Genomic DNA, 12,334 nt, shown 5'->3' on the forward strand with positions numbered 1-12,334 from the left:
GTCGACCGGTTCTCTCGCGTGTTCGTTGCCGTCACCCTTGGCCTGGCGCTGCTGACCTGGCTCTGGTGGCACGCGCGCGGCGCTCCCAACGCCGTGCTCATCGCCGTGTCGGTGCTCATCATTACGTGCCCCTGTGCGCTCGGGCTGGCGACCCCGCTGGCCGTGGCCTGCGCGTGCGGTCGAGGCGCGGCGCGCGGTCTGCTGTTCCGCGGCGGTGACGTTCTCGAGGCACTCACCGCGGTGACGCATGTGCTGCTCGACAAGACCGGCACCATCACCGAGGGGCGTCTTGCCGTGACCGAGTGCTTCACCATCGACGGCCTCGAGGCAGACGAGGCTCTGTCCATTGCGGCCGCCGTCGAGCAGGGATCCACTCACCCCGTGGCGCGCGCGCTGCGCGCCGAAGCACGGTGTGACGCGCATGAGGCGTACAACATCGAGCAGGCGCCAGGGCTGGGCGTGCGTGCGCGGGTCGCAGACCGGGACGTGAGGGTGGGGAACGCGGAGCTCATGCGCCGGGTGGGTCTTGCCCTTCCGGACGCGCTGACCACGTCTGTCGACCGCTGTGCGGCCAGTGGGGCAACCATCGTATGGCTCGCCCTCGACGGCAGGGTGCGGGCCGCGTTCGCGCTGCGCGATCAGATCCGGCCCGAAGCGCCCAGGGTGGTGCGTAGCCTGCGCGCGCTGGGGCTCGAGGTCGAGCTCGTCAGCGGAGATGGAAGAGGAGCGGTGGAGATGGTTGCGCGGGCGGCGGGCATCTCCCGTTCGAGCGCCTGCATGCTGCCCATCGACAAGGCCGAGCGCGTGCGCGCGCTGCAGCGTCAGGGGGCCAGGGTTCTGCTGGTGGGCGACGGCATCAACGACGCGCCCGGCCTGTCTGTCGCCGACGTGGGCCTGGTCGTGGCGTCTGGAACGGACGTGGCGATGGAAGCCGCCGACGTGGTGTGCCTGCGGGCAGGGCTGGAGCCGATCATCGAGGCGCTCGTCACCGCGCGGCGCACGTTTCGCGTCATTCGCGACAACATGATGATCTCTGCGCTGTACAACGCAGCGGCGCTGCCCACGGCCATGGCCGGATGGGTGGCTCCCCTGCTGGCGGCGGTTGCGATGCCGCTCTCGTCGCTTGCCGTGGTGGGAAGCTCGATGCGTCTCTGGAAGGCAGATGACGCCCATGGGCATTCCCCGATTTCGTGCGCGGAGGAGGTTGGCTGAGATGGAAGTGATCTATTTCTTGCTGCCTGTTGCCATCGTGATGTCGGCAACGGGACTGGGCTTCTTCATCTGGGCCCTGCGGGGCGGACAGTTCGACGACCTCGAGGGACCGCGCTGGCGCGTCATCTTCGACGACGAGACGCTCACCGTGCCGCCTTCCAGTGTGCCTGCGGGCGGCTCGGTGTCGCGCGACGGCGGTCTGCGATGAACGGCTTGGAGCTGGGCGCCCTGGCGCTGCTCGGGCTTGTCGGAAGCACCCACTGCCTGGCCATGTGCGGGGCGTTCACGCTCTGCCTCGATCGACGCAGCAGCCGTGCCGCGATCTTCTATCAGGGGGCGCGCGCGCTCTCGTATGTCGTGCTGGGCGCGATCCTGGGAGCCTTTGGTGCGCACCTGCGAACCTCCTGGAACGAGACGGCCGGGAAGGCTGTCCTGATCTGCGCGGGGGGGTGCATGATCGTGCTCGGGCTGGCCCAGGCCGGTGTCTTGCGGCTGCCCGCACTGGCCAGCGCTCGGCCTCCTCGGGTGCTCGTAAGGCTGCTTTCTGCACGGTCGGACGCCGCGGCCCTGGGGCTCGGCCTGCTCACCGGGCTGCTGCCCTGCCCCTTGCTCTATGCCGCGCTGCTCCGGTCTACCGTGGCTTCGTCACCGCTCGACGGCGCCGCGGGGATGGCCGCGTTCTTCGCGGGTACGCTGCCAATGATGGCGGGGGTCTCGGCCCTCAACGGTTGGCTCGGTCGTCATGGGCGTCACTGGTGGCCGCGCGCCGTGCTCGTGGTCACGCTGGTCCTCGGTTGCATCACGTTGTACGGTGCTGTCGAGGTCGGCGCCGGAAGCCGCTCGGGGTGTTCGCACTGCGGCCATTGAGCCAGCTCAGCGATAGGGGTGTGCCATCGTGTCGAGGGAACGTCTGGTTGAATCATTTGAAGCGCTCATCTCGTGTCATGCTGGCCTCATGCGCCTGCTTGAGCGCCACATGGAAGCGGTTCTGCTCCTCGATTTCAGTCGTGCCAGCGAGCTGCTGAGGCACTTCGGCCACGAGATGCGTCGTCACATCGAGGCAGAGGAGACCGTGATCCTGCCGGTGTTCGGGGATCGGGCGGGTCCTGTTCCAGGGTGTACGTCGGATGTCTTCCTGGCCGAGCATCGCAAGATGCTCTCGATGATCGATGACGGCCTGGCCGTGCTCTCCACCAAGAGCCCCACGCCGCGCGAGGCGCTGACCTATCTCGACAAGGCTTTCACGTTGAAGCATCTCGTGGAGCACCACGATCGGCGTGAGGAGAACCTGCTCTACCCTTGGATGGACCGCATCACCACGAGCGGGGAGAGAGGCGCGCTACTGCGTCGCTTCATCGAGATGAATGGCCCGCTCCTCGAGCCCTACGCTGTCTCCGAAACGGCGCAACCGCCGCAGTGTCCCCTGGTGGGACCGTCTTGAACAGGAGAGCCAGATTCCCTGAATCCGATCACGGCAAGACGGGGCCTGCGCGTGTGCCGAGACGACGTCATGACGGCTCGAGGGTGCTCAGAGAAGCCGATGCAGGGCGGCCATGTAGATGACCACGATGGCTGACGAGTAGGCGAGGCACCAGAGATCCTGCCCGATGTGGTCTCGGTCGAGCATTCGCATCCGGAGTCCTTCCTGGGTGTGGGCGCGGCCTGCAGAGCAGATGAGACGGCGCCATACCATCATTCCCCAGCGGAGGGTTCGTCCGCCATCGGATCGCCGACCGAGGTGGCTCAGACCACCTCTGCAGGGGAGGGCAGGAGCCCGGAGGTCGTCGAACGAACCCCCTCTCTTCCATGATTCGCGTCTGCATCGTCGATGACCACTCCATCCTCAGAGAAGGTGTCAAGCTCATCCTCGAGGCAGATCCGGACATCGAGGTGGTGGGTCAGGCCTCCAACGGTCTGGAGGCGGTTCGTCTGGTGTCTGAGCTCAATCCGGACGTCTGCCTGATGGACATCCAGATGCCGGGCGTCGACGGGATCGAGGCCACCGAGCGCATCAGACGGCAGGCGCCCGCGACGCGTGTGCTCGTTCTCACCCAGATCGACAATGAGGAGTACTTCGTTCAGGTTCTCCAGGTTGGCGCGATGGGCTATGTGCTCAAGCAGAATGCAAGCGACGAGCTCGTCGCGGCCGTGCACACCGTGAACAACGGGCATGTGTACATGACGCCCTCCATGGCGTCGCGCTTCGTGCAGATGTACTTCCGCCGCGAAGAGGAGAAGAAAGACCGCTCGAAGCTGCTCACGCCTCGCGAGCTCGATGTCCTCAAGGGCATTGCCGACGGTCTCACGAACCGCCAGATCGCCGATGAGCTCAGCGTCAGCATCAAGACCGTGCAGACCCATCGCGGGAACGTCATGGAGAAGCTCGACCTGCATGATCGCGTGGAGCTCGTGAAGTACGCCCTCCGCGCCGGTCTGGTGCAGCTGAACGCCAGCCCCGGGCCGTAGCGCGCTGAGCGTGACTGTGGAGACCGATCTCTGTCTCTCCGCGGTCGATCTGCGGCAGTTCGTGCTCTTCACCCAGCTGGCGGACGCCGAGCTGCAGTCGCTGCTCAAGGTGGTTCACCCTCGTCGACTTGAGGCCGGGGCCCGAGTCTTCACGCAAGACGATGAGGCACACGGCTTCTTCCTCGTTCTCGAAGGCGCCGTAAAGGTCTTCAAGCTGAATCCAGCCGGGCAGGAGCAGGTGCTTCACGTCACGGGCAAGGGGCAGAGCTTCGCTGAAGCGGCGGTCTTCCAGGGCGAGCGGTATCCGGCCAACGCAGACTGCCTCGAAGACAGCGTTCTCCTGTTCGTCGAGCGTGCCGGCCTGGTCGAGCTCATCCGCAGCAAACCCGATCTGGCCCTCTGCATGCTGGCAGGGGTCTCGATAAGCACCATCATCTCGTGCGACTGGTGGAAGACCTCACCCTGCGCGACGCCCGCGGGCGCGTCTGTCGTTATCTGCTCGGATTGCTCCCCGCACAGGGCGAGGTGGTCGACTCGACTGTGGTGCGCCTCCCCGTGAGCCAGGCCCTTCTGGCCCGTCTGCTCGGCCTCACGGGCGAGACGCTCTCTCGTGTACTGCATGCACTCGCGAAGCAGGGTCTCATCGAGTCTCTGGGGCGGGGGCACATGCGGGTGTGCGACCTCGCGGCCCTCCGAGAAGCGGTAGACGGCACGCTCTGACCCGGGCGGTGCGGTTTGTCGGCCTTGATCTGGATCAATGAACCACCGATGGCTCCTGGTCTATCATGCGACTTGGAGACTAGATGAGACGCCTCTCGGGCTGGCCGCGAGACGTTCAGGATGCACGGAGGGTTCAACGCATGTTTCAGGCAAGTCAGACGGTGGCCGAGATCGCCACCCGCCATCCGGAATCTGTGCGCGTGTTTCAGCGCCTCGGCATCGACTTCTGCTGCGGCGGCGGTCTTTCGCTCTCGGAAGCCTGCGCGAAGAAGGGGCTTGCCGTCACCGCGACGCTCGAGGCGCTCGACAGCGAGGCGCAGCGGGGGCTCAGAGAAGCACCGCCTCCCGTGGAGGGGCGCCTCGCCGACCTCGTCACCTACCTGCTCGATACGCATCATGTGTTCACCCGACAGGAGCTGGAGAGACTCGCTCCCCTGGCCGATAAGGTGGCACGGGTGCACGGCGAGCGGCATTCCGAGCTGGTCGAGGTGCGCGCACTGTTCGTCGCGCTCAGTGATGATCTGGTTTCTCATCTCGCCAAGGAGGAGCAGATCCTGTTTCCCTACATCAAGGCCCGAGAGCTCGCCCAGCTCGAGGGCGGGCCCGAGCCGTCGCGCTGCTTTGGCGATGTGGATGGCCCGGTTGCGGTGATGCGCATGGAGCACGAGACGGCCGGCGATATCCTCAGAAGGCTGCGCACGGTTACCGGTGGCTATGCCCCTCCGCCGGACGCGTGCGGCAGCTATCGCGCGCTGTATCATGGGCTGGAGGCGCTGGAGGCCGACCTGCACACGCACATCCATCTCGAGAACAACGTGCTCTTCCCGCGAGCCCTCGCGCTCGAAGGGCGGTAGGACGGGACGCACCCCCTCACGAAGGGCCTCTTCCCCCACCGAGGAGGCTCCAGGCCACCTCGACTCCCACGGCGAAGGCTGCGGGCCTTCTCCAGGACAATTGAGGAGGCCTTTTCCAATGCGTCACACACGCACCGCTCTCGCGCTGGCATCTCGGCGGATCCGGGTGCTGAGCCTGCTCGCCCTGCTCGTCATCACCGCGCTCAGCGAGACCGCGGCAGCCGCGCCACGACCTGTTCCACGGTTCCTCTATGCGGTGAACATGCGATCGAGCACGGTGAGCGGATGGCGCATCGATCCGCAGAGCGGTGGGCTGTCTCCGATTGAAGGCGCTCCCGTTTCGTGTCCTCGCAAGCCTACCAGCCTCTGTGTCGATCCCAGCGGGCACTGCCTCTATGCCACGTGTCAGACCGACGCCAGTCTCGCGGGGTGGTTCGTGGAAGACACGGGGCGGCTGCAACCCCTCTCCGGCTTTCCCATGAAGATGGCCGGGGGGCCGCTGTCGGCGGCGATTGACGTCACCGGAGCATGGTTGTACGCAACCCTGGCGACGCCTGTGAACCGCGTGCTTGCCTTTCATCGGGCGCTGAACGGCACGCTGACGCCGGGTCCGGTCACGGCGCTCGAGGGAAATCCCCAGCCCATCGCGGTGGCGCTCGACCCCAGCGGCGCGCTGCTCTACGTGGCCAACTACTCGGGTGGTTCGACGAGCGGCTTTGTGCGAAACCCGGATGGCTCGCTGGTGGGGCTTTCATTCTCGCCGTACCAGAGCGGTGTGTATCCCCAGGCCGTGGCGGTGCACCCCAGCGGGCGCTTCGTGTACGTGCCCGGCGCGTCGTCGAACAATCTCTTCGGCTTTGCGGTCGATCTGGCCAGCCGAACGATGAATGCCCTTCCCGGCTCTCCCTTTCCGGCCGGACCGCAGCCTTCTGACGCAGCGTTCGACCCGCGCGGTCGCTGGCTGTACGTCGCCGATTATCAGAATGGAAACATCGAGGCCTACGGCATCGACGGGCAGAGCGGTCTGCTGACCGTTGTGCCGGGAGCGCCCTTTGCCTCCGGGTCGACCACCCTGCGCTCGCTCACCGTCGACCCGAGTGGTTCATTCCTGTACGCGGCAGATATCGTGGGCAGCAGCATCTACGGATTTCGCATCACGCCGGAGACCGGGGCGCTGCGTCCGCTGCCCGGATTTCCCGTGCAGGCCGACGACGGCCCCATCAAGCTCGTGGTGGTGGCGCGCTGAGACAGGTCGGGTGCGAACTCACGCAGTGGGCTTGCGCTTGATACGGATGCCGCCCACATTGATCTCGCCATCGCCCACCTCAACGCGACCGCCCTTGCCCTCGTGCATGGCGGCCTTGCGGCGCTGCTGCTCGGCGTTGCGAAGCGCGTGTGCGGCCTGCTCGACATCGCCCCCCAGCACCATGCTCTGGGTCAGGCCCAGGAGCATCTCTGAGATGGGCGTGGGAGGCAGATCCGGCAGCGCGGCAAGCCCTTCGGCCTGAAGCTGTCGCGCCGTTCTCAGCAGCTCGCTCGCGGTCTTCATCGCTTCTTTGGAGCGCACTGCGAGCAGCGAGCAGAGGGTGGCGTAGGGGCCTGCGCACGAGGCGAAGTCGCTCTGCAGGTCAGTCTTCATCTGCTGGTAGTGCGCCAGTGCCTGTTGTGGATTGCGCGTCACGTCGAGCAGGGTCTTGAGCGTGCTGATGCGTAGCGAGATGGGCTCGTCGCCCACGCTATCGCGCATCTGTTCGAAGAGCGCCTGCGCCTGCTCTCCGAACTGGGCACGCTCGAGAACCGTCAGTGCCGCCGCCCGGTCGCCTGCGCTGAGGTCTGTGAGCTCGCGCTGCAACCGCCAGGTGACCGCCACGAGATCGGGTTTTGCCTTCTTCAGAAGTGCGAGCATCTGTGGCAGCGCTGCGTCGATGGCGTCTGTGGGGGACAGGCTTTCGGTCAGAGCCTGGTAGACCCGGCTTGCGTCTGTGCCGCAGACCGTTGCGATCTCGCTCCAGGCGCGCAGGCGCGCCTGGTGCTCATGCAAGGTCACGGCCGCGGCTGCACTCTTCCACACCGCAGGCAGGGCCCACAGCGGAAGCTGCTGTGCCACCGCGTTGAAGCGCTTCCAGCATGCGGCCGGCGCCTCGTCAGCAAAGGGAAGCGAACGTAGCGATCCGCGAAAAACCTCGGTGACGCTGGCGAGGGTGGCGTCATCGACGCCTCGCCGCTCGGTTGCGAGAAGTGAGTGAAAGCGTTTGAGGGTCTGGTGATGCGATTCGCCAGGAAGCGCGGCTTCATCGAGGGCGTCGAGCACCTTGTCGACGGCTGACGCGTTCTGTGACAAGGCCGATACGATCCAGACCGTTCGCTCGTAGGGCTTCGAGAGCCGCAAGAGCTTCTGCCACCAGCTCGGATGCTCGGTCGCGGCCTTCTTCTGCAAGCGGTCGTAGATCGCGCGCACCCCGTCATCGCCCTTCAGGCGCGAGAGCGCGATCATCTTGCGCGTGGCATCGGTGAGGTCGGCGGCCGGCGCTGTCGGCGACTCCAGGATCCATTCGAGACGTGCGCACGCGCTGCTGCTGCTCATCTTTTCCACGAGCGCCGCAAGGCTGACGGCGCGTGCGCTGCGGTCGGCCTCGCTGGGGCCCTTCGCGGCCAGCTCGATGGGACCCGCCATGTCGAGATCTGATCCGTAGCCCTGTTGCCGAGCGCCCTGTCGGATGGTCTTGGCGAGTGCCGTGACATCGGCGATGGGAAGGCTGCGTCTCCGGACGGCACCGATGACCGAAACGAGATCGCTCAGGGCCTCGCTGCCGCCTTGCGCGACCTCGAGGAGGCTTGCGAAGGCTGCAACCAACGCGGGTGCCTCGGCTTCGTTGCCCACCGTGTCGAGCAGCTTGTTCAGCGTCTCGGCTGGTCTGTTCGAGTAGCGTTGCATGTTCTCGCTCTTGAGCAGCGCGGTGAAGCTTGCGCGAACCGCGTCTCGCACCTCGGGGGCGAGCTGCAGCCCTTCGATGCGCGCGTCGAACGTCGCGGCCTGATCGAGGTCGGGCCACAGCCTCTGCAGCGCTGTCACGCGGGCCAGGCACTGGTCGCGGTCGGCGGCCGTCGGTGCCGAGAGCGCGTGGCTGGCGGCCGCGGTCACCGTGGAGAATGTGGCGTAGCGGTCGCTACGGGCGGGGTCGTTCTCGCGCAGGGCGCAGATGGTGCTCACCGCCTCGTCGAGGCCGAGTCCTGGGCGCACGAGGGCGATGGCCTGCTTGAGGTCGCCCACCGCGATCGCCGGGCGTGCGGTCATCTCGAACAGGCGCGCGAAACCGCTCACCACTTGCATCGGTGCCCCGTGCGTGGTGGCGGCGGTGAGCATCTCGAGGAGCGATTTGTCTTGAGACGACGCGATCTTCTCGAGCAGGGCACGGTAGGCCACCCGCACCTGCTCGCGCTCGCTCTCGTCGCAGGGGAGGGCTCGCAGCGCAAGCTCGTGGGGAAGGGCATCCGACGGCGTTCGCTGGTTGGCCTGCAGGGCCACCAGCCGCCGGACGGCGTTCGCCACCTCTTCCGCGCTGGCGCCCGCGCCGATCACGGCCTGCAAAGGCGCTTCGAGGCTGTCGGGGGTGGCGTAGCGATCGCTCAGTGCGGGATCCGCGTCGCGCAGCGTGCGCACCGCCTCGAGCGCGACCTCGAGCGGCACGTGCGCCGCGCTAGCTGCCTGAGCAGCGTGCTTGAAATCTTTGACGGCAACAGAGGGTCGCTTGACCTGGGCGAGGCGCGTACCGAACTGGGCGTAGCGCGTCGCTACGTCCCCGCCGTGCTCTGAGGCCGCCGCCGCGGCGAGCGCAAGTGCGTCGATGAGCTGCGGTGCGTTCGCCAGGCCGTGGGTGTCCAGCTGCTTCTTGAGCACGGGGAGCAAGACCGCTTGCGCGGTCTCGCCAGGCGCTGCCGCGCGAAGAGCGTGGAGCACCGGCGTCACGACGTCTGCGTTGCGCCCGTCTCCCTGCAGGCCGATGAGCGCCTCGCGAATGGCGCGTCGTGCCGTTGGGGTCGGGCCGCTGAGGATCTCGGCGAGGGCCTGCTCTGCATTGGCGTAGACGGCGTAGCGGTCGCGCAACGCGGGGTCGCTCTCTCGAAGTGCGCTCAGATGATCAACGGTCTCTTCGAGAGGAACGCCGCTGCGGTTCGACGCCGCGATGCTGCAGGTCATGCTCGCGGTCGCCACGCCAGGTCTGCGGGTGATGTCGAGAAAGCGCTCGAATGCGGCGAAGCGAGCACGCGCATCAGGTGCGCCGCAGGCCTGCAGCGCCGAGACAATCGCGCCGTCGCCCGATTCGCTCAGGGACTCGAGCCGGCTCGACAAGGCGTTTCGGATCTGCGCCTTCTGCGGTTCATCACACCCCAGCCGGGCGATGGCGCTCTCGAGCTCCAGCGCTCGACCGACGTTGCGTTTCCCTCCCTGGAGGGAGAGGAGCTGCTCCAATCGCGCGGATGCGTTGGTCGGGTCTGTCGGTGCGCCCGTGGATGGCAGGCCGTGCAGGATGTAGTCGAGGGCTGCGCTGGGGTCTGCGAACTGCGCGTATCGGTCGGTTCTGGCCGGATCGCGCTCGCGCAGCGTCTTCAGGTAGCCCACAGCGTCTTCGCGGGGGCACCCGTTCGACGGGCGGCTGGCGAGCACGAGGTCGAACGTTGCGAGGTGCAGGCGCCCTGACGTGGCCACCAGCGTCTCAAGGTCGGCCGCGCGGCCGGCAACCTCACCGGGGACATCGATGGCGGCGATGGCGCGCATCAAGTCTTCCGCGTTGATTGTATGGTTCTCGAGGGCCAGATGTCGACGGCAGAGATCGCGGATCAAGGCGCGCTCGGGGCCTTGCGATCTCGTCTCGGTCAGCGCCCGGGCAAGTTCAATGGCGCTCTTGATATAGATGGGGCCGGCGGCCGCGGCGAGATCGCGGGCGCGTTCGTCCTGCTCGGTGGTGTCGGGTGCGTCGAGCAGCAGGGCTACCGCAGCCTGGAAGTCCGTTTCGTTGTACCTGCGCCACCCCCCGATGGGCTGGTCGATGACGTGCGCCTTCTCGGTTGCGATATAGACCTGGTCGACAGAGATGCCGCGCGTACTCGATGCCGACAGCGCGATGCGCAGATCGCGTTGGGCGGCGACGATGTCACGGCGGTCGCACTGCTCAGCGAAGCGCTCGAAGAGCCGCCCGGCCTCGGGCGCTGTCGAGAGGGTGGTGAGAACCTGGAGCACCGTCTCGCTCTGCCCACGCTTCAGTACCTGTGGATAGGCCGCCACGATGCGCGCCTTCTGCTCAGCCGAACAGCCCAGCTTCTCGATCTCGGCAAGGTGGCGGCGCGCGTCATCGGCATTCTGATGGAGCGCTGTCCAGAGGGGAAGCGGCATGTCTGGCGGGCAGGCCTCGGCGACATAGGAATATCCGATGCGGTTCGAGAGCAGGGGGACGCGGGCAAGCGCGCAGGTCAGGGCGTCGGTGAGGCGCTCGGGACGCACGCGCCCTGCAAGCGTCTGCTGCGCCGACAGCAACTCGAGCGGCGGGCTCGAAAGATCTGCTCGATCGCCGACGAGAGTTGGGCGCGTGTCTCCAGGAACTCGGGAAGGCTTCGCCGCATCGGGCCGTGCGCTGAGGCCTCGCGTGGATTGGGGGGGCATGCCATCGATTCGTGCCATCATGCGCGGAGCATAGGCCCACACGCTGGAATAACGCTGAAATGGCAGGCGCGTGACGCGCATTTTCTGCAAACCTCTGCTCGGGCTGCTGGTTCACGCCGGTTTTACGGACCGCATTCACCCCCGAGGAGTATGCTCCATCTCGGAAGAATGAGCCGAGGCGTGACAGCCCGTCGCGTTCCCCGCCCCCTTCGCAGAAAGGAAGACGTGACCGAATGATCCCGCTGGCGAGCCGACCTCTCCACACGCCTGCCCCCCAGAGCGCTTCGGTCCCGTCCTCTCCGACGCGTGCGGCCTCTCCGCGACCGCCGCTGCGTCCGAGCACCGACTGGACCACCGACCTCGATGACTTTCACGAGCGTCCTGTCGTGGGCCTGGCCGTTGGGGCCGATCCGATGAAGGGCGCGGCCTACGCCGGTGCGCTCTACATGTGTGGCCTGCGGGTGAAGCTGCTCGACTTCAGCCGCTTCGCGAGCGTGCCGGGCCTGCTCCCGTCTCCCGTGATGGCCGCGCTGTCTGCGCTCAAAGGGCTTCACGGCATCATCTTCACGGGAGGCGGCGACATCGACCCGGAGATGCAGGGGCTGCCCACGGGCGACCCCACCGTCACCGGTGTGCTCCCCGGACGAGATCGGTTCGAGACCGAGATCTGCCGTCGCGCCATCGATGACGGTACCCCGGTGCTGGGCATCTGCCGCGGCATGCAGCTCATCAACTTCACCCAGGGCGGGACGTTGTTCCAGGACATCGACCGCGACGTGGCCCCGTTCAACACAGCCAAGGGCCATCGTCAGATCGACCGCGGGGTAGCCAAGTCAGAGGTGGGCCACGACATCGACATCGTGCCCGGCTCGCGGGTCGAATCGATGTTCGGCACCACGCGCCTCGGTGTCAACTCTGACCATCACCAGGCCGTGAACGAGGTGGGGCGCGATCTCTGCGTCACCGCGCGAGGTGACGACGGCATCGTCGAGGCCATCGAGTCGACCGACCCCGACCGCTTCGTTGTCGGCGTGCAGTTCCACCCCGAGCTGATGTACGCGCGCGACGCGGCCTTCCTGGCGCCCTTCGTCGCGTTCGCCGAAGCGGTGCGCGCCCACGCCGACGGCCAGCCGGCCTGAGCTGATGCGCCCACCGGCCTGACGGCGCCCGCGTCGGCCTCAATGGCATCCGCCGACTGACGGCTGCAATGCGACCAAGGTCGATGATACACTTTCGTTACAAAGAACGCAGAACTCTCAACGATCTTCGACTATCCTGAGAGTACCCCGCTGAGGCTCACGCCCCAGACCACGCTCAGGAGGTGGCCCATGACCCATCGAACCGAACCCTCGGCCTGGAGCGCGCTCCTGCGCCCGCTCTCGACTGGTCTCCTGGTCTTCGCGCTCACGGGCTGCGGAGGCGG

11 protein-coding genes are annotated in these 12,334 nt (G+C 66.8%); 10 read left to right on the top strand and 1 reads right to left on the bottom strand.

What is annotated here, in order from left to right:
- From EB084_10035 to EB084_10075, 9 genes are all read left to right on the top strand, one after another.
- A partial coding sequence (locus EB084_10035) for a cation-translocating P-type ATPase (GenBank protein NDD28590.1) occupies positions 1–1,212 on the top strand: 1,212 nt, incomplete at its 5' end.
- 1 nt (position 1,213) lies between these two features.
- Entirely contained in the window at positions 1,214–1,420 is a 207-nt protein-coding gene (ccoS, locus tag EB084_10040) for a cbb3-type cytochrome oxidase assembly protein CcoS (protein ID NDD28591.1), read from the top strand.
- Positions 1,417–2,079, top strand: a complete 663-nt coding sequence (locus tag EB084_10045; GenBank protein NDD28592.1) for a sulfite exporter TauE/SafE family protein — start codon at positions 1,417–1,419, stop codon at positions 2,077–2,079. The genes ccoS and EB084_10045 overlap by 4 nt, the downstream gene beginning before the upstream one ends.
- An 88-nt stretch (positions 2,080–2,167) precedes the next feature.
- The gene (locus EB084_10050; GenBank protein ID NDD28593.1) at positions 2,168–2,653 is read left to right on the top strand and encodes a hemerythrin domain-containing protein; all 486 of its coding nucleotides are present in this window, start codon (positions 2,168–2,170) and stop codon (positions 2,651–2,653) included.
- 365 nt (positions 2,654–3,018) lie between these two features.
- Positions 3,019–3,678, top strand: a complete 660-nt coding sequence (locus EB084_10055) for a DNA-binding response regulator (GenBank protein ID NDD28594.1) — start codon at positions 3,019–3,021, stop codon at positions 3,676–3,678.
- A gap of 4 nt (positions 3,679–3,682) precedes the next feature.
- Entirely contained in the window at positions 3,683–4,237 is a 555-nt protein-coding gene (locus EB084_10060; protein ID NDD28595.1) for a cyclic nucleotide-binding domain-containing protein, read from the top strand.
- Positions 3,997–4,398 carry a helix-turn-helix domain-containing protein gene (locus EB084_10065; GenBank protein ID NDD28596.1) on the top strand — a complete coding sequence of 134 codons (402 nt, stop codon included), beginning with the start codon at positions 3,997–3,999 and terminating at the stop codon, positions 4,396–4,398. The genes EB084_10060 and EB084_10065 overlap by 241 nt, the downstream gene beginning before the upstream one ends.
- A gap of 83 nt (positions 4,399–4,481) precedes the next feature.
- Entirely contained in the window at positions 4,482–5,252 is a 771-nt protein-coding gene (ric, locus tag EB084_10070) for an iron-sulfur cluster repair di-iron protein (GenBank protein NDD28597.1), read from the top strand.
- On the top strand, positions 5,113–6,498 hold the full coding sequence (locus tag EB084_10075) for a hypothetical protein (protein NDD28598.1): 1,386 nt from the start codon (positions 5,113–5,115) through the stop codon (positions 6,496–6,498). Before ric ends, EB084_10075 begins: the two co-directional genes overlap by 140 nt.
- Before the next feature lie 18 nt (positions 6,499–6,516).
- Here EB084_10075 and EB084_10080 read toward each other — a convergent pair whose 3' ends face one another.
- Positions 6,517–10,992, bottom strand: a complete 4,476-nt coding sequence (locus tag EB084_10080; GenBank protein ID NDD28599.1) for a hypothetical protein — start codon at positions 10,990–10,992, stop codon at positions 6,517–6,519.
- A 152-nt stretch (positions 10,993–11,144) separates the two neighbouring features.
- On the opposite strand from EB084_10080, the gene EB084_10085 reads away from it, so the two are divergent.
- On the top strand, positions 11,145–12,050 hold the full coding sequence (locus EB084_10085) for a gamma-glutamyl-gamma-aminobutyrate hydrolase family protein (GenBank protein NDD28600.1): 906 nt from the start codon (positions 11,145–11,147) through the stop codon (positions 12,048–12,050).
- The last annotated feature ends 284 nt before the right edge of the window (positions 12,051–12,334 follow it).

This window comes from Pseudomonadota bacterium (assembly GCA_010028905.1).
Classification (GTDB): domain Bacteria; phylum Vulcanimicrobiota; class Xenobia; order RGZZ01; family RGZZ01; genus RGZZ01.